Raw genomic sequence first — 17,652 nt, forward strand, 5'->3', positions numbered from 1 at the left:
AAATTTTACCGTGGTAAAGGAGCACAGAGATGGAGAAAAGGAAGATAAAAGCGGCTCTGCTTGGCTTGGGAACAGTCGGAACAGGTGTTTATAAGCTGATACACAGAAGAGAAGATGTCATGGAGCGCACCATAGGAGCGGAGCTTGAGATTTCTAAGATATTAGTACATGATTTGAAAAAGACCAGGGAGGGTGTGGATGCATCACTTTTGACGAATTGCTGGCAGGAGATTCTGGAGGATGAGGAGATTCAGATCGTGATTGAGGTGATGGGCGGAATCGAGCCTGCCAGATCTATGATTCTGGACGCACTTCATGCTGGAAAGCATGTGGTCACGGCGAATAAAGATCTTGTGGCTGAATATGGAAGAGAGCTTCTGGATGCAGCAGAGGAAGGTAAGTGTGATTTCCTGTTTGAGGCAGCGGTGGCAGGGGGCATCCCAATCATCCGTCCGCTGAAACAGTGCCTGGCGGGAAATGATATCTCCGAGGTCATTGGAATCGTAAATGGAACGACCAATTATATTTTGACGAAGATGTTTGAAGAAAATATGAGTTTTGAGGAGGCTCTCGCAAAAGCGACAGAGCTGGGGTATGCAGAGGCAGACCCTACGGCCGATGTAGAGGGATTGGATGCGGGGCGTAAGGTGGCAATCATGGCTTCCATCGCCTTCCATTCCAGGGTGGTGTTCCAGGATGTGTATACGGAGGGAATCACGAAGATCACGTCTGCGGATATTGCATATGCAAAAGAGTTCGATAGTGTGATTAAGCTGCTTGGTGTCGCACATAATACAGAGAGCGGAATTGAGGTCGGCGTGTATCCAATGCTGATCAATAAAGAGCACCCGCTGGCATCTGTCAGGGATTCTTTTAATGCAGTGTTCGTGCATGGTGATGCAGTGGATGATGCCATGTTCTATGGAAGAGGGGCGGGGGAACTGCCGACAGCCAGTGCGGTGCTGGGAGACGTCATTGATGTGGCAAGGGATATTGAGTATCAGTGTACCGGAAGGATTAGTTGTACTTGTTATAAGGAGCTTCCGATCAAGGCTTTTGACGATGTGAAGAATAAGTTCTTCCTCAGGATGCAGGTGAAGAACCAACCGGGAGTACTGGCGTGCATCGCGAAGGTATTCGGAGACCATAAGGTCAGCATTGCCAGGGTCGTGCAGAAGCGTGTCCGGGACCATGAGGCGGAGCTTGTCATCGTAACGGAGAAGGTGAAGGAATATCATTTAAAGGATGCATTGCATGAGTTGCAGGAAATGGACAGTATTTTGGAAATCAGCAGTGTGATCCGGGAATATTAATGTAAAAGAGGTGTGAAGTTGACACACCTCTTTTATAATGGTATAACAGTATATAGCACGCTATCTATTACATGGAGCGATGAGAGAATGTGAAGATACAGATAGGAAAAGGATGGAAAGGAGAGCAGCATGGAGAGGAGAAATCAGCCGATCGGATTTACCGTAAAGCAGATCAATAATGTGTTTGAGAAAGACTTGAACGAAAAGCTGCGGACTATTGGAATCACAGCGTCTCAGTGTGCCGTATTGGATTACCTGTTCCATACGAATCAGGAAGAAGTCAGTCAGCGCGATGTGGAGCGTCATTTGAGTCTGAAGAATCCGACCGTGACCGGACTGTTAAAAAGATTGGATGAAAAGGGCTTTATTTTCTGTGTTCCGAATGCCATAGATAAACGGAAGAAGAATATCTATCTTACAGAAAAAGCCTATGATATTCAGCGAAGAATGGAAGCGGACCGCAGGAAGCTGGACCGGGAGATGACCCGGGGAATGACCAAAAAGGAAATCGCGGCCCTCACAAGAGGACTTGAGAAGATGTTATATAATATAGCAGATCCATAAAAATGGAAATGCTATATTGACCAAATATTCAAAATAATAATTCGAAATTAAGAGAAGACGGGGAGCAGAGGGGCCTGAACCCTTTGCAGGAAAGGAGACGACAACATGAGTTATGCAGATCAGTTATTCATCAATATGTGTCAGGACATCATCGAGAACGGCACCAGCACCGAGGGAGAGAAGGTCCGCCCGGTCTGGGAGGACGGGACCTCGGCTTATACAATCAAGAAGTTTGGAGTAGTGAACCGCTATGATCTCTCAAAGGAGTTCCCGGCGTTGACACTTAGAAGGACAGGAATCAAGAGCTGTGTGGATGAGATGTTGTGGATCTGGCAGAAGAAGTCCAATAATATCCATGAGCTAAATAGTCATATCTGGGACAGCTGGGCAGATGAGGACGGCTCGATTGGAAAGGCTTACGGCTACCAGATGGGGGTGAAGCACCAGTATAAGGAAGGGATGATGGATCAGGTCGATCGTGTGATCTATGACCTGAAAAATAATCCGTACAGCCGCAGAATCATGACGAATATTTATGTACATCAGGATCTGCACGAGATGCGTCTGTATCCGTGCGCATACAGTATGACCTTTAATGTGACGAAGGAAAAAGGCAGCGAGCAGTTAACACTGAACGGCATTTTGAACCAGCGTTCCCAGGACATTTTGGCAGCGAACAATTGGAATGTCTGTCAATATGCGGTGCTTCTGCATATGCTCGCTCAGGTATGTGATATGAAGGTCGGGGAATTGGTGCATGTAATTGCAGATGCCCATATTTATGACAGGCATATCCCTCTGATCAAGGAATTGATTTCCAGGGAGCCTTATCCGGCACCGAAGTTCTGGCTGAACCCAGAGATCAAGGATTTCTATGAGTTTACTACAGATGATGTGCGTCTGGATGATTATCAGACACATCCACAGATAAAAAATATACCGATTGCGGTTTAGAGTGAGAGAGATAGGAGGTTCTACAGAATGAATTTAATTGCAGCAGCAGATAAAAATTGGGCCATCGGCTATCAGAATAAACTATTGGTTAGTATTCCTTCGGACATGAAGTTCTTCCGGGAGACGACTTCTGGAAAGGTAGTCGTTATGGGACGTAAGACTCTGGAAAGCTTTCCGAACGGTCTGCCCCTAAAGAACAGAGTAAACATAGTCCTGACATCTAACCAGGATTATTGTGTAAAAGATGCGGTTATTGTGCATACTTTAGAGGAATTGTTAGAGGAACTGAAAAAATATAAGTCAGAGGATGTTTACGTGATAGGCGGTGACAGTGTGTACCGGCAGCTTCTAGATTACTGTGATACAGCGTTGATCACTAAGATAGATCATGCGTTCCAGGCAGATACGTATTTTCCGAATCTGGATGAAAAAGAGGACTGGGAGATGACACAGGAAAGTGAGGAGCAGACCTGTTTTGATCTGGAATACAGGTTCACGAAGTATGAGCGCCGTCAGTAGATACTGACATAGAAAGTAAGTGAAATTTTGATGGATAAAAAGAAGTGGATCAACCAAATACAAAGAACCGGAAGAAATATTAAGGGCGGAAAACGCATCTTCGCCCTCCTTCTGGTTTTTTCGGCTGTCTTTCTTTTTGGCTGTGCGGCGGCTGATTCAGGCAATCAGAAAGAGGCCAAAAAAGGGGACGAAAAAAAACTGAAAGTAGTCACCACTATTTTTCCACAGTATGATTTCGTGCGGGAAATCGCAGGAGACCGAGTGAATCTAAAGATGCTTCTGAAACCAGGGGAGGAGAGCCATTCTTATGAGCCGACTCCCAAGGATATCATCGATATCCAGAATTGTGACCTGTTCATCTATGTGGGCGGGGAGAACGATGCCTGGGTGGAGGATATCTTAGATTCCATGGATGCAGGCAGCAGGAAGACGCTGCGGCTGGTGGACTGTGTGGAGACGGTGGAGGAAGAACATGTGGAGGGCATGAAAGAGGAGCGCTCTGTAGAAGAACTTCACGGAACAGGGGAAGAGGAGCAGGCAGAAATCGACGAGCACGTGTGGACATCTCCCCAAAATGCAGTAAAGATCGTGGAAAACCTGACAACGCTTTTGTGTCAGGAGGATCCAAAAGGGGCAGATCAGTACAGGCAGTCGGCTGAGGCATATGAAAGGAAGCTTGAGAAGCTGGATGAGCAGTTCAGAAAGGTAGTGAAGGAGTCGCCCAGAAAGGAACTCCTTTTTGGAGATCGTTTTCCATTCAGATACTTTGTGGATGAGTACTCTCTGAACTATTATGCGGCATTTCCGGGATGTGCATCTGATACGGAACCAAGCGCCGCAACGATGGCTTATTTAATCAATAAGGTAAAAAAAGAGCATATTCCGGTCGTCCTGAAAATGGAATTGAGCAATGACAATATCGCTCAGGCAATCGCAGAGGCGACGGGGGCAAAGGTAAAGGTGTTCTATAGCTGTCATAATATTACGGCAGAGCAATTCAAGGAGCATACTACTTATCTGAGTTTGATGGAGCAAAATGTTGAGACGTTGAAGGAGGCACTGTCAGATGGCACTGATTAAATGTGAAAATATATCCATTGCCTATGAAGGGCAGACCGTCGTGCATGACCTTTCTTTTGAGGTAGGGCAGGCGGATTACCTCTGCATCATCGGGGAGAATGGCTCGGGAAAAAGTACGTTGGTAAAGAGTCTTTTGGGACTGAAAGCTCCGGCAAAGGGAAAGATTATCCTGGGGGACGGGCTGAAACAAAATGAAATTGGATACCTCCCGCAGCAGACGGATGTCCAAAAGGATTTCCCAGCCAGCGTCTATGAAGTGGTTCTCTCAGGCAGGCTTAACAGCCGGGGATTTCGTCCGTTCTACACTGCGACAGATAAGGAGAAGGCCAGAGAGAATATGGAGCTGTTGGGAATTCAAGACTTGGAGAGGCAGTGCTTTCGGGACCTGTCAGGAGGACAGAAGCAGCGGGTACTTTTAGCACGTGCGCTGTGTGCCACAAAAAAGCTGCTGCTTCTGGACGAGCCTGTGACCGGGCTGGATCCGATCGTAACCCAGGAATTCTATCAACTGATCAATGAGATCAATAAAAAATCAGGAATCGCGGTTGTTATGGTCTCCCACGACATCGAGAGTACGATGGCATATGCCAGTCATATCCTGCACCTGCAGGAGACTGCACTTTTCTTCGGCAGTGCGATGGACTATCAGAGAAGTGAGATCGGACAGGCGTTTTTGAGAGGCGGTGAGCACCATGCTTGAGAAAATGATTGAGATGTTTTCCTATCCCTTTATGGTGAGGGCGATTTTGGTTGGCTCCTTGGTATCTCTGTGCTCGGCACTTCTGGGAGTCAGTCTTGTATTGAAACGCTATTCTATGATTGGGGACGGACTGTCCCATGTAGGCTTCGGGGCGCTTGCCATTGCAACGGCCATGAATGCAGCACCGCTGGGAGTGGCAATCCCAATCGTGATTCTGGCAGCAGTTCTGCTTCTTCGGATCAGCGGGAACAGCAAAATCAAAGGAGATGGGGCAATCGCATTGATTTCAACGGGAGCTCTTGCAATCGGTGTCATGGTGATTTCTATGACTACCGGGATGAATACAGATGTCTACAATTATATGTTCGGAAGTATCCTGGCAATGAGCGGCAAGGATGTAGAATTAAGCATGATACTGTCAGCAGCGGTCCTGATTCTTTACATCCTCTTCTACCATAAAATATTCGCAATCACATTTGATGAGACCTTTGCGCGCGCTACGGGAGTCAGGGCAAATCTGTACAATACCTTGATTGCTGTCCTGACTGCAGTTACGATTGTCCTGGGGATGCGGATGATGGGAGCATTATTGATTTCCAGCCTTATCATCTTTCCTGCATTGACTTCCATGCGGATATGCAAGACATTTAAAAGTGTCATAATAAACTCTGCAATTGTCTCGGTAGTTTGCCTTTTTATTGGGATTGCCATCTCATACATTTGGGCAACTCCTGCCGGAGCAAGTGTGGTAATTGTAAATATGGGAGCGTTATTCTTATATACGATTGTAGGTTCAGTAAAGAATAGAAGCTTTTAGGGAGACTTAAAAGTGAACGTTATATATTCACTTCTGCGAATGGTTTTAGGAGGAGAAAAATGTTGATTGCGGCAGCGGTTCTGATGGTTCTGTTTGGTAGTATTTACTTTTTCTGGAAAGAAGGCGGAAGCAGAAAACCGCTGATTTTTAAGGCAGTAGCGACCTTGATGGCTGTGCTGCTGGCGTTTTATCATGCTGTAAATTCGGAGGCAGCCGATTTATGGTGGCTCTTTTTTGGTATTCTGTTTTATATGGCAGCAGATGTACTTCTGGAAATCTGGTTCCTCAGCGGAGTGACTGCATTTGGAATCGGACATATCTGTGTGATTGTGAGCCTGCTTGGAACAGGGGCGGCCGCCTGGAATACGGTCCTGATTTTTTTGATCCTGTATGGAGGCATGTTCCTGGTAGTCAGAAAATATCTGAAGGATCTTGGCAAGCTGCTCCTGCCCGGCGTTTTCTATGCGGCCCTTCTTTGTCTGATGGCGGCGCTGGCAATATCAAGGGGAATTAAGGTGCAGAACCTTGCATCTGTCCTGACAGGGATTGGCGGCATCTGCTTCGTGGTTTCGGACACGATCCTGGGCTGGAGTCATCTCAGCGGAAATCGGAGGCGGGGGTACAGTGCCCTTCTGTTGATTCTATATTATACGGCGGTATATCTTTTGGCCGCAGGACGGATGATGTAATGATGTGTTTTGTTTCTTCATTTTGGTCATATATAGCCTGGTCCGAACAAGGCGGCTGATTTAGTATAGGATAAAAAACATCAAGGATATGGCATTGACAAAGTTAAATACACACACTATAATGAATATAAATTTACCAAAACAGATGTTGTGAAATGCTAAGACAGGGAGGAGTACATAGGAACCGGATGCCAAGAGAGAAGACGGCTGGTGGAAGTCTTCGTGACGGATCTATGGAAGTAGCCCCCGAGCAGTGGACCGAACAGGCATATCGCCTAAGTAAGCTTCAACGTTGTTCCTACGTTACAGGGAAGCAGTATCGGAAGAAGTTCCTTCCTGTACTGACTGAGTGCAGAGAGTCATTCTCTGAAGTTAGGTGGTAACACGGATTGCAGATTCGCCCTAAGCTAATTATAGCTTAGGGCTCTTTTAGCTTTCAGGGGCATTGTAAAAGCACGGTACAAGAAAGACAGCTGGGGAAATAAAGGAGGTATATGCATGAGACAGATTTCAGGAAACAAATTGTTGGTTAAGGCATTGAAGGAGGAAGGTGTAGACACACTGTTCGGATATCCGGGTGCCTGTACGATCGATATCAGTGATGAACTTTATAAGCAGGATGATATCCGGGTTATTCTGCCAAGACATGAGCAGGCTCTTGTGCATGAGGCAGATGCTTATGCGAGGACAACAGGAAAAGTAGGAGTATGTCTGGTGACCAGCGGACCAGGAGCGACTAATCTGGTCACGGGGCTTGCAACAGCGAATTATGACAGTGTTCCGCTTGTATGTTTTACAGGACAGGTGGCAAGGCACCTAATCGGAAATGATGCATTCCAGGAAGTGGATATTGTGGGCATCACAAGAAGTATCACAAAGTATGGTGTGACGGTCCGCAACAGAGAAGACTTAGGAAGAATCATTAAAGAAGCGTTCTATATCGCAAGGACAGGAAAGCCCGGACCAGTACTGATCGATCTTCCTAAGGATGTGATGGCGGAGCTGGGCAGTGCCGAATATCCGTCAGAGGTGAATATCCGCGGCTATAAGCCGAATACAAATGTACATATCGGACAATTGAAAAAGGCAATCAAGATGCTGAATAAGGCAGAGCGTCCCCTGTTCCTTGCAGGCGGCGGCGTGAATATTGCCCGTGCAAATGATATTTTCACGAAGATCGTAGAGAAGACGAATATCCCGGTCATCACGACTGTTATGGGAAGGGGCGCAATTCCGACCAATCATCCGCTTTATATCGGTAATCTGGGAATGCATGGCGCTTATGCGGCAAATATGGCTGTTAGTGAATGTGATCTTCTTTTTTCCATTGGGACCCGGTTCAATGACAGGATTACCGGGAAATTACATGCCTTTGCACCGAAGGCCCAGATCGTCCATATCGATATCGATACCGCGGCTATTTCCAGGAATATCCATGTAGATATCCCGATTGTAGCCGATGCCAGAGAGGCAGTCTTAAAGATGCAGGAGTATGTAGAACCATGTCATACGGAAAAATGGCTGGGACAGGTGAATGCATGGCAGGCAGAGCATCCATTGATGATGAAGAAGCACGCAGAGATGGGGCCGAAGGATATCATTGATGAGATAAACCGCCAGTTCGATGAGGCAATCGTAGTAACAGATGTGGGACAGCACCAGATGTTTGCGGCCCAGTATGTAGAAATTACAGAAAAGAAGCAGATCATCATGTCCGGCGGCTTGGGAACGATGGGATATGGTTTCCCGGGAGCAGTCGGAGCAAAGCTTGGAAATCCTGACACACCAGTCATTGCCATTTCCGGCGACGGCGGAATGCAGATGAATATCCAGGAATTTGCGACCGCAGTCCTGGAAGAGCTTCCGGTCATTCTCTGTGTATTTAACAATACCTATCTCGGTATGGTGCGCCAGTGGCAGAAGCTGTTTTATGGAAAGCGCTATGGAATGACGAATCTGCGTTCCGGTGCATTGTTCCGCAGGACAGAAGGGAAAGAAATGCCTGAATATACACCGGACTTTGTAAAACTGGCTGAGAGCTATGGGGCAAAGGGAATCCGTGTGACAAAGAAGGATGAGATCGCAGGAGCATTTGAAGAAGCAAAGAAGAATACAAAGGTTCCGACATTGATTGAATTTATCATAGATCCGGAGGAGATGGTATACCCGATGATCCAGCCGGATGGAACTCTGGAAGAGATGATCATGGACTGTTAAGGGAGGAAAAAAGTATGGATAATAATCTAAAAAAAAGATGGATTTCATTATATGTAGAGAATCAGGTAGGTGTTCTGTCCAAGATATCTGGTCTGTTTTCCGGCAAGTCCTATAATCTGGACAGCTTAACTGTAGGTACGACAGAGGATCCCACGATTTCCAGGATGACTATTGCGACGGTAAGTGATGACGAGACGTTCGAGCAGATTAAGAAACAGTTGAATCGTCTTGTGGAAGTCATCAAAGTCATTGACTTTACAGATATTTTTGTCAGGATGAAGGAAATCCTGTATATCAAAGTCAGAAAGTGTACTCAGGAAGATAAGGTGGAGCTATTCCAGATCGCAGAGACGTTCAAGGCGAGGGTCATCGATTATGGAAAGGACAGCCTGCTTTTGGAATTTGTACAGACGGCCGCAAAAAATGATGCTGTCATCAAGCTGATGAAAGAGGAATTCAAGAATATTGAGGTGGTACGCGGCGGAAGCGTAGGAATCGAGTCTATCAGTATGATGGAACGCTAGGAGAGTCCTTATGACCAGATCGGGCGGGGACAGAGGAAAGGAAGACGATGATATAAAAAACAGAGCGCACTCTTGAATTTTATATCAGGAAGTATTATAATTGGCACAGAGACAGTTTTAGCTGCATGAATGCAGAGGAATGGAGGAGATACAGATGGATAAGAAAAATATTGACTGGGAGAATCTTGGATTTGGATATATCCCTACTGACAAGAGATATGTAGCCAATTTCAAGGATGGAAAATGGGACGAAGGCGCCCTAATTGACGACCCGAATATCGTGATGAACGAGTGTGCCGGAGTCCTGCAGTATGCACAGACCATTTTCGAAGGCTTGAAGGCATATACAACAGAGGACGGACACATCGTGACCTTCCGCCCGGATTTAAATGGACAAAGAATGGAAGACTCTGCGAGAAGACTGGAGATGCCTGTATTTCCTGCAGACCGCTTTGTGGAGGCTGTGGAGCAGACAGTGAGAGCAAATGCGGCATATGTACCGCCATTCGGCTCAGGAGCGACGCTCTATGTCAGACCTTACATGTTCGGAATCAACCCGGTCATCGGTGTGAAGCCGGCAGATGAGTATCAGTTCCGTGTATTTACGACTCCTGTAGGACCATATTTTAAGGGCGGCGTAAAGCCTCTTACTCTGTGTGTATCAGATTTTGACCGTGCAGCACCGAATGGAACCGGACACATTAAGGCTGGTCTGAATTATGCGATGAGCCTCCATGCAATCGTGACAGCACATGCGAATGGATACGATGAGAATATGTATCTGGACTCTGCCACAAGAACGAAGGTAGAGGAGACAGGAGGAGCGAATTTCATCTTTGTAACAAAGGATCAAAAAGTGGTCACACCACATTCCAATACCATTCTGCCGTCTATTACCAGACGTTCCCTTCTGTATGTGGCAGAGCATTATCTGGGCTTGGAAGTAGAAGAGAGAGATGTCTATCTGGATGAAGTGAAAGATTTCGCAGAGTGTGGACTTTGCGGAACCGCAGCCGTTATCTCACCAGTCGGCAAGATCGTGGATCATGGAAAAGAGATCTGCCTGCCAAGTGGAATGGAAAAGATGGGACCGACGATCCAGAAGCTTTATGATACCCTGACCGGAATCCAGATGGGACGCATTGAGGCACCTAAAGGATGGATCAAGGTCATTGTTTAAGTGATAGTGGAAAACATGAGATAATAAGGAACTAAGGTTTCGATTATATGGATATAAGAAAGGCACTTCCGAGTTACAGGAAGTGCCTTTTTTCAGGAACATGAGTCAATATTACACAATCCTATTCTCTCTGCCTATTGGATACGAATACAGAATTCCTTTTTACAGGATTCCTTGGCCGGCAGGGAAATCAGATTCTTTTGTTCCTCCAAATCTTCAATAACGTCTTTTCTGGAAGGGAGAGAACACCACGGTTCAATGCAGAGATATTCCACAGGAGTCTTTGGAAAATGCCAAAGTCCCAGATAAGGAAAGTCGGCAAAATCTACCGTGACAAAATGGGAGGAATTTGGGGAACACAGTGTAATTTTTTTGCCTGCATTCCTCAGAATAATCGCATCGTTGTCAAACATTTCATGTGTTAGAGGGAGGGTATGGTCTTCATGAAGTACGAAATCCCTTTCTCTTTCTGTAACAAAGCAGTCTTCCGTAAAAAGTAGCTGTTTGGGGGCAGAGTCTGGTTCAAAGTGCAGTTCGTAATCCTCAAACTTTCTTCCCTCTTCAAACGGAACACAGAAACCAGGGTGGCCGCCCAATCCAAAAAACATCGTTTTCGTATCTTTATTTTCAATCAGATATGAAATATGCAGGACATCCTGATCCAGTTTATAGCTTATGGAAAGAAAAAATAAGAAAGGATATTGTTTCTTTGTAAACTCACTGCTTTCCATAGATAGAACAAGGCTGTTCTCATCGTGGGCACTGCATATTAACTCGGTATCTTTCAAAAAGCCGTGAATATCCAGGTGATACTGTAAGCCCCGGTAAGTGTACTTCCCTTCAGTAAGTCTTGCGATATAAGGGAACAGGTTGGGGGCTCTGTCCGGCCAGGTGGCTTCTTCTCCCTGCCAGAGATATTCTCTGTCGTTTGGTGTCTTTATAGACTGCAGTTCTCCGCCGTGGGAGGAGACGGTGACAGTTAAAAAGGAATTACGGATAGTGTAGTTCATAAATGGGCTCCTTTCTATAGCGCAAATACCCGTGTCGCAATATTAAAATATACCAGGATCGAGCAGGTATCCACCATGGTCGTGATCAGTGGAGCGGCCATGATTGCCGGGTCCAGGTTGATCTTCTTGGCAAGCAGCGGCAGGACGCACCCAATCAGCTTTGAAATCACGATCGTCACTGCCAGAGAAAGCCCGATGACCAGCGCAAGTGATACATCATGGTACATAATAAGTATTCTCACCCCATTTGCCAGGGCCAATGCGATTCCAACCACAATAGAGACTCTGAATTCTTTGAACATGACCCGGAAAATGTCACGGAACTGGATCTCGTTCAGTGCGATTCCACGAATAATCAGTGTGGAGCTTTGAGAGCCACAGTTACCGCCGGTATCCATCAGCATAGGAATGAAGGAAACAAGCAGCGGAATGGCAGCGAATGCATTTTCATATCTGGTAATAATGGTCCCGGTGATGGTTGCGGAAAACATCAGTACGAGCAGCCAGGTAATACGGTGTTTGGCGTGATTTAGTACAGAGGTATCAAAGTAAGTCTGCTCGCTTGGGCTCATGGCAGCCATCTTGGTGATATCTTCTGTTGCCTCTTCCACCATGACATCCATGGCGTCGTCAAATGTGACGATCCCTACCATCAGTCCCTCTGCATCCAGCACTGGAAGCGCAAGCAGGTCGTATTTGCGGAAGAGCTCTGCCACCTCTTCTTTATCCGTATGGGTATTGACGGAAATAATCTCCGTCTCCATCAGGTCTTTGATCGGTATTTTATCATCCGAGGTCATCAGTTCCTTTGCGGTGACGATCCCGATCAGCTTTCTTTTGTCTGTCACATAACAGGTGTAGATAGTTTCCTTGTGAATCCCTGTCCTCTTGATATGAGCCATGGATTCCTCCACAGTCATGGACTGTCTTAAGCCCACATATTCCGTTGTCATAATACTTCCGGCGCTGTCGTCCGGGTAATTCAGGAGCAGGTTGATCATATTCCTCTCGGACTGGCTGACCGTATCTAGAATCCTGGTCACCAGGTTGGCCGGAAGCTCCTCCAGGATATCCACCGTATCGTCCATGTATAAGTCATCCAAAAGCTCGCGCAGCTCTTTCTCTGTAAACATTTCCACAAGATAAGACTGCATGGAATTGTTCATATTGGCAAATACTTCCGCTGCCTTATCCTTGGCAATCAGGCGGAAAGCAAGAGCCAGTTCCTTGTCATCTAATTCGGAAAGAAGGGAGGCTATGTCCACTTCGTTCATGACATCCAAAATGCTCCTTACAGCTTTGTAGTGGTGCTGCATAAGGAGTTCTACAAAAATAGTCTTGTCCATCATAATTACATCTCCAATCTGTATTCAATTCTAGTAAACTCTGCGAATGATAACTGGCACCAGCGTCCATAACCTCACCACCTTTCTGAATAAAAAAAGCTCCGTCACTGCCTGAACAATGACGGAGCCATACATACACAATACTCCATAAAAATATCCACCGTCCAAGCTTTAGCATCACAGGGCATATCAATTGCATTAGGTTATGCCTTCACGACATCGCCTGCTAACCAACTCGTTGTGTCTCCACAATCTCGCGGCAGCAATCTTCAGGAAAATCCCAATCCCTGTGGTAGCCTCACCTACCGAAATGATTCTATTATATTACTTTATTTATTGTAGTGCACGGACAGGGGATATGTCAAGAAAAAAATTAGGAGGAGAGTGTAATCAGTATCAATCACGTTACTCAATCACATTCTTTATTCCTCTAAACCGGAGGTATCCTGAAGTGCCAGGTAGTTTTCCTCCCCTGTCCGGATCTTGACTACATTTTCAATGTCATATACGAAAATCTTACCATCCCCGATCTGTCCGGTATGCAGTACTTTTTTCGCAGTTTCAATTACTTTTTCAACGGGTACAAGACTGACTACAATCTCGATCTTTACCTTCGGAAGCAGGTTCATATCCAGCTTAACACCACGGTAGTAAGATGGAGCACCTTTTTGTACACCGCAGCCAAGGACGTTTGTGATGGTAATACCTGTGACGCCAATATCATTGAGTGCCTGCATCAATTCCTCCAGTTTGTTCTGACGGGTGATGATCACGACCTTGGTCAGTTTGTGGACACCTGCACTGGCAGAAACAGAAATATTTTCCGATGGAGCGGATGCGGCTGTACCAGGTGAAGGAACTGTTCTGGAGGTTCCCATAGGAACAGGGACCTTCACGAGGCTGTCCTGTACCACAAAGTCACCATATGCACTGGCAAGACCGTGTTCCTTGGCATCCAGTCCGGCAATCTCTTCCTCTGCTGTGACACGAAGCCCGATCGTATGTTTGATGATCTGGAATGCGATAGTCATCGTAACGGCTACCCAGACGATCGTGACAGCCATTCCTGTGAGCTGGACAAAGAATCCATGTACGCCTCCACCTGTAAGCAGACCCTTCCAGTCAGTGCCGGCACCATCGGAGAACAGTCCCACGGCAAGAGTACCGAAAGCACCACAGAGTCCATGTACACCGACTGCACCGACCGGATCATCGACTTTTAAGACCTTGTCGATGAATTCAATGCCGAATACGACGATAAAACCACTTGCAATACCAATGATGGCAGCTGATACAGGAGATACAGTATCACAGCCGGCAGTGATTCCAACAAGTCCTGCCAGAGTACCGTTCAGGGACATGGAAACATCCGGCTTTTTGTAAAGAATCCAGGTAAGCAGCATGACCGTGATCGTTGCAACAGCAGCGGCCAGGTTGGTTGTGACGAAGATTTTACCTGCACTTACGATTGCGTCCCCCTCCATGCTTACGGTAGAGCCGCCGTTGAATCCAAACCAGCAGAACCACAGGATGAAGACACCAAGTGCACCGACTGTCAGGTTGTGGCCTGGAATTGCTTTGGACTTGCCGTCTTTGGAGTATTTTCCAATACGGGGTCCAAGGATCAGCGCACCGACGAAAGCAGCGACGCCTCCTACCATATGGACCGCACAGGAGCCAGCAAAGTCGTGGAAGCCCATTTCACTAAGGAATCCGCCGCCCCAGATCCAGTGTCCGGATATCGGGTAGACGATCAGGCTGATGATCAGACTGTAAATGCAGTAAGAAGAAAATTTGGTACGTTCTGCCATGGCACCGGAAACGATGGTGGCAGAGGTCGCACAGAATACGGTCTGGAAAATCAGGAATGCCCAGAACGGAACACCATCGGGAAGCATCCCGTTTCCGTAGTTTGCCTCAGATGCAATCCCTCCTATTTTCCCAATGATTCCGTTTCCGGCACCGAACATGAGCCCGAAGCCGATAAGCCAGAAGGCGGGGGTGCCGATACAGAAATCCATCAGGTTTTTCATGATGATATTTCCGGCATTTTTGGCCCTTGTAAAGCCAGTTTCAACCATGGCAAATCCGGCCTGCATGAAAAAGACCAGTGCGGCGCCGAAAAGCACCCAGATTGTGTTTACAGAAGAAAACATTTCATTCATAAGTAATACTCCTTTTCTTTTTTATTTATAACAAAAGACGCGGGAAATGTTTCCACGCGCCTTTGCGAACAAAATATGTAGTTTCAGGTTCCGGGGCAGTACAAAGCGGATTTAAGAATCCTCTTTGCAGCTCCCTTCATGAAATTAAATAGAGAACAGAAGCTTATCATATGCCGGATAAGGAAGCAGTGACTCCGGCAGGAGTGTTTCTGCCTCATCGACTGCCTTTCTCACACGTGCCATATCGGCAAGAACTGTCGTCTCAAAAGCCTTTGAACAGCTCAGGATATCCTCATAGGAATTGGCCTTTAAAGTATCCTCCTTCAAGCGTTCGGTCTCCTCCAGAATCGTGTTCTGCAGTCTGGTCAGTCTCTTGATAAGAACGGCCTCGCTGTCTGTGGAAATATCTGCAGCCACAGATTTTTTCAGGCACGCAGTATTGGCCAGCTGCTCCATATAGGAGAGAATGCAGGGAAGAATATCCTTATAAACCATCTCTGCCATCGTATTGGATTCGATGTTAATTGTTTTGGCATAATTCTCAAGCCAGATCTCATAGCGGGAATGGATTTCCTCCTTTGTGAAGATCTTATGATTTGTAAGCAGCTTCACATTTTTATCAGAGATGAAGAATGGAAGGGCATCCGGGGTAGCCTTTAAGTTATATAACCCGCGTCTTTGGGCCTCTTTCACCCACTCATCTGTATAGCCATTGCCGTTAAATATGATTCTCTTATGGTCCTGAATCGTTTCCTTTAACAGCTTGTGGACAGCCGTTTCCATGTCCTCAGGCGCCACGTCTTTCAGCTTTTCAGAGAACTGGCGCAGAGATTCAGCAACGGCAGTATTGAGTACAATATTCGGATTTGCCACGGATGCGGCAGAACCCAGCATACGGAATTCAAATTTATTTCCGGTAAATGCGAAAGGTGAAGTCCGGTTGCGGTCTGTATTATCCTTGACAAAATGAGGCAGGACCTTTGCTCCGATATCCATCTGTACGGCACACTGTCCGTTAAAGTACTGGTCATTTTCGATTGCCTTAAGCACTTCTGTCAGCTCATCCCCAAGGAAAATAGAGACGATGGCAGGCGGTGCTTCGTTGGCTCCCAGACGATGGTCATTTCCAGGGCTTGCAACAGAGATACGCAGAAGATCTGCATAATCATCCACGGCCTGAATGACTGCTGTTAAAAATACAAGGAACTGTGTATTTTCAGCAGGAGTCTTGCCTGGATCAAGGAGATTTAAGCCCCCGTCTGTAATCATGGACCAGTTGTTATGCTTTCCACTTCCGTTAATGCCGTCAAAAGGCTTCTCGTGGAGCAGGCAGACAAGTCCGTGTTTGTCAGCCACTTTTTTCATGATTTCCATAGTAAGCTGGTTATGGTCTACCGCCACATTGCTTGTGTCAAAGACCGGAGCCAGTTCATGCTGGGCCGGGGCAACCTCGTTATGTTTTGTCTTTGCCGGGATTCCCAGTTTCCACAATTCCATGTCAAGATCATGCATGTAAGCGGAAACTCTCGGCTTCAAGGCTCCAAAGTAATGGTCCTCCATTTCCTGTCCCTTAGGCGCCGGAGCGCCGATCAGTGTCCTTCCGCAGAAAATCAGGTCCCTTCTCTGGCGGTACAGTTCCTTATCTACCAGAAAATATTCCTGTTCCGGTCCTACTGTAGTAGAGACATGTTTGACCGTTGTATTTCCGAGAAGGTGCAGCATATGTAAAGCCTCACGGTTCAGTGTTTCCATGGAACGCAGCAGAGGCGTTTTCTTATCAAGAGCCTCCCCGCTGTAGGAACAGAAAGCAGTCGGGATATACAACGTCCCGTCCTTGATAAAAGCAGGTGAGGTAGGATCCCATGCAGTATATCCTCTCGCCTCGAACGTAGCACGCAGTCCTCCTGATGGAAAACTGGATGCATCTGGTTCACCTTTGACCAGTTCCTTTCCGGAAAAATCCATGATCACCTGTCCGTCACCCGTAGGGGAAATGAAGCTGTCATGCTTTTCTGCAGTGACATTTGTCATCGGCTGAAACCAGTGGGTGTAGTGGGTCGCCCCATTTTCGATTGCCCACTCTTTCATAGCCACTGCCACCGAATTGGCGACATCCAGTTCTAAGTGGGTTCCATTCTGGATCGTCTTTCTCAGTGCTTTGTACATATCTTTGGGTAATTTGCTGCGCATGATCTTGTCATTAAAAACAAGACTGCCGTAGAGTTCAGGGATATTTTGTGCCATATTAAGGTACGCTCCTTTCAGTATTTAACATAAAAAAAGCGCCTTGGAGAATCTCCAAAGCGCCTTTGCTTATGAGAAGTAGTATACACAAAAAAATCAGAATGTCAAGAGGGAAAATTGTGACGAGCTTTATGAGGGGGGGGGAGAGGGGGGCGCTGGCGGGGGGGTGGGAGGGTGGGGGGGGGGGGGGCGGGGGGGGGGGGGCGGCGGGGGGGGTTTTTTTGTTTTTGTGGGGGGGGGGGGGGGGGGGGGAGAAGGGGGGGGGGGGGGGGGGGGGGGGGGGGGGGGGGGGGGGGGGGGGGGGGGGGGGGGGGGGGGGGGGGGGGGGGG

The 17,652-nt window shown here is 47.0% G+C and carries 15 protein-coding genes, 1 riboswitch and 1 other annotated feature; of the genes, 11 read left to right on the plus strand and 4 right to left on the minus strand.

Going from position 1 to position 17,652, the window contains the following annotated elements; genetic code table 11:
• Positions 1–29 precede the first annotated feature (29 nt).
• From HGO97_RS19750 to HGO97_RS19800, 11 genes are all read left to right on the plus strand, one after another.
• Positions 30–1,313 carry a homoserine dehydrogenase gene (locus HGO97_RS19750; protein ID WP_216244584.1) on the plus strand — a complete coding sequence of 428 codons (1,284 nt, stop codon included), beginning with the start codon at positions 30–32 and terminating at the stop codon, positions 1,311–1,313.
• 129 nt (positions 1,314–1,442) lie between these two features.
• Positions 1,443–1,877 (plus strand): MarR family winged helix-turn-helix transcriptional regulator, encoded by a 435-nt coding sequence (locus HGO97_RS19755; RefSeq protein ID WP_168866646.1) that lies wholly within the window; start codon positions 1,443–1,445, stop codon positions 1,875–1,877.
• Between the two features lie 105 nt (positions 1,878–1,982).
• A complete protein-coding gene (gene thyA, locus HGO97_RS19760) occupies positions 1,983–2,831 on the plus strand; it encodes a thymidylate synthase (protein WP_168866645.1) in 849 nt (282 codons plus the stop codon).
• 27 nt (positions 2,832–2,858) lie between these two features.
• The gene (locus HGO97_RS19765; protein WP_168866644.1) at positions 2,859–3,350 is read left to right on the plus strand and encodes a dihydrofolate reductase; all 492 of its coding nucleotides are present in this window, start codon (positions 2,859–2,861) and stop codon (positions 3,348–3,350) included.
• 30 nt (positions 3,351–3,380) lie between these two features.
• Positions 3,381–4,430: a metal ABC transporter substrate-binding protein gene (locus HGO97_RS19770; protein ID WP_216244585.1), complete on the plus strand. Its 1,050-nt coding sequence runs from the start codon at positions 3,381–3,383 to the stop codon at positions 4,428–4,430.
• On the plus strand, positions 4,417–5,130 hold the full coding sequence (locus HGO97_RS19775) for a metal ABC transporter ATP-binding protein (protein WP_216244586.1): 714 nt from the start codon (positions 4,417–4,419) through the stop codon (positions 5,128–5,130). The genes HGO97_RS19770 and HGO97_RS19775 overlap by 14 nt, the downstream gene beginning before the upstream one ends.
• The gene (locus tag HGO97_RS19780; RefSeq protein ID WP_216244587.1) at positions 5,123–5,947 is read left to right on the plus strand and encodes a metal ABC transporter permease; all 825 of its coding nucleotides are present in this window, start codon (positions 5,123–5,125) and stop codon (positions 5,945–5,947) included. The genes HGO97_RS19775 and HGO97_RS19780 overlap by 8 nt, the downstream gene beginning before the upstream one ends.
• Before the next feature lie 59 nt (positions 5,948–6,006).
• A complete protein-coding gene (locus tag HGO97_RS19785; RefSeq protein ID WP_216244588.1) occupies positions 6,007–6,636 on the plus strand; it encodes a lysoplasmalogenase in 630 nt (209 codons plus the stop codon).
• A gap of 151 nt (positions 6,637–6,787) precedes the next feature.
• Positions 6,788–7,044, plus strand: a binding site (T-box leader).
• A gap of 90 nt (positions 7,045–7,134) precedes the next feature.
• Complete coding sequence (ilvB, locus tag HGO97_RS19790) at positions 7,135–8,853, plus strand: biosynthetic-type acetolactate synthase large subunit (RefSeq protein WP_216244589.1); 1,719 nt, start codon at positions 7,135–7,137, stop codon at positions 8,851–8,853.
• 14 nt (positions 8,854–8,867) lie between these two features.
• Entirely contained in the window at positions 8,868–9,377 is a 510-nt protein-coding gene (gene ilvN, locus HGO97_RS19795; RefSeq protein WP_216244590.1) for an acetolactate synthase small subunit, read from the plus strand.
• Positions 9,378–9,531: 154 nt separating this feature from the next.
• Positions 9,532–10,557, plus strand: coding sequence for a branched-chain amino acid aminotransferase (locus HGO97_RS19800; protein ID WP_216244591.1), 1,026 nt, complete (start codon positions 9,532–9,534; stop codon positions 10,555–10,557).
• A 134-nt stretch (positions 10,558–10,691) separates the two neighbouring features.
• On the opposite strand, the gene HGO97_RS19805 is transcribed toward HGO97_RS19800, so the two are convergent.
• From HGO97_RS19805 to HGO97_RS19820, 4 genes are all read right to left on the minus strand, one after another.
• Positions 10,692–11,567, minus strand: coding sequence for an aldose 1-epimerase family protein (locus HGO97_RS19805; protein ID WP_216244592.1), 876 nt, complete (start codon positions 11,565–11,567; stop codon positions 10,692–10,694).
• A gap of 14 nt (positions 11,568–11,581) precedes the next feature.
• A complete protein-coding gene (mgtE, locus tag HGO97_RS19810; RefSeq protein WP_216244600.1) occupies positions 11,582–12,913 on the minus strand; it encodes a magnesium transporter in 1,332 nt (443 codons plus the stop codon).
• Between the two features lie 148 nt (positions 12,914–13,061).
• Positions 13,062–13,230: riboswitch (M-box (ykoK) riboswitch) on the minus strand.
• Between the two features lie 105 nt (positions 13,231–13,335).
• Complete coding sequence (locus HGO97_RS19815) at positions 13,336–15,069, minus strand: ammonium transporter (RefSeq protein WP_216244601.1); 1,734 nt, start codon at positions 15,067–15,069, stop codon at positions 13,336–13,338.
• Positions 15,070–15,222: 153 nt separating this feature from the next.
• Positions 15,223–17,322 carry a glutamine synthetase III family protein gene (locus tag HGO97_RS19820; RefSeq protein WP_216244593.1) on the minus strand — a complete coding sequence of 700 codons (2,100 nt, stop codon included), beginning with the start codon at positions 17,320–17,322 and terminating at the stop codon, positions 15,223–15,225.
• Between the last annotated feature and the right edge of the window lie 330 nt (positions 17,323–17,652).

The sequence above is a fragment of the Faecalicatena faecalis genome (assembly GCF_012524165.2).
Lineage (GTDB): Bacteria > Bacillota > Clostridia > Lachnospirales > Lachnospiraceae > Faecalicatena_A > Faecalicatena_A faecalis.

Excerpts from the sequence above, each read along its gene's own strand:
- HGO97_RS19780 (WP_216244587.1), top strand. The coding sequence starts at position 5,123 with ATGCTTGAGAAAATGATTGAGATGTTTTCCTATCCCTTTATGGTGAGG.
- ilvN (WP_216244590.1), top strand. The coding sequence starts at position 8,868 with ATGGATAATAATCTAAAAAAAAGATGGATTTCATTATATGTAGAGAAT.
- HGO97_RS19750 (WP_216244584.1), top strand. The coding sequence starts at position 30 with ATGGAGAAAAGGAAGATAAAAGCGGCTCTGCTTGGCTTGGGAACAGTC.
- mgtE (WP_216244600.1), bottom strand. The coding sequence starts at position 12,913 with ATGGACAAGACTATTTTTGTAGAACTCCTTATGCAGCACCACTACAAA.
- thyA (WP_168866645.1), top strand. The coding sequence starts at position 1,983 with ATGAGTTATGCAGATCAGTTATTCATCAATATGTGTCAGGACATCATC.
- HGO97_RS19820 (WP_216244593.1), bottom strand. The coding sequence starts at position 17,322 with ATGGCACAAAATATCCCTGAACTCTACGGCAGTCTTGTTTTTAATGAC.
- HGO97_RS19815 (WP_216244601.1), bottom strand. The coding sequence starts at position 15,069 with ATGTTTTCTTCTGTAAACACAATCTGGGTGCTTTTCGGCGCCGCACTG.
- HGO97_RS19800 (WP_216244591.1), top strand. The coding sequence starts at position 9,532 with ATGGATAAGAAAAATATTGACTGGGAGAATCTTGGATTTGGATATATC.
- HGO97_RS19775 (WP_216244586.1), top strand. The coding sequence starts at position 4,417 with ATGGCACTGATTAAATGTGAAAATATATCCATTGCCTATGAAGGGCAG.
- HGO97_RS19785 (WP_216244588.1), top strand. The coding sequence starts at position 6,007 with ATGTTGATTGCGGCAGCGGTTCTGATGGTTCTGTTTGGTAGTATTTAC.
- HGO97_RS19765 (WP_168866644.1), top strand. The coding sequence starts at position 2,859 with ATGAATTTAATTGCAGCAGCAGATAAAAATTGGGCCATCGGCTATCAG.
- HGO97_RS19755 (WP_168866646.1), top strand. The coding sequence starts at position 1,443 with ATGGAGAGGAGAAATCAGCCGATCGGATTTACCGTAAAGCAGATCAAT.
- ilvB (WP_216244589.1), top strand. The coding sequence starts at position 7,135 with ATGAGACAGATTTCAGGAAACAAATTGTTGGTTAAGGCATTGAAGGAG.
- HGO97_RS19805 (WP_216244592.1), bottom strand. The coding sequence starts at position 11,567 with ATGAACTACACTATCCGTAATTCCTTTTTAACTGTCACCGTCTCCTCC.
- HGO97_RS19770 (WP_216244585.1), top strand. The coding sequence starts at position 3,381 with ATGGATAAAAAGAAGTGGATCAACCAAATACAAAGAACCGGAAGAAAT.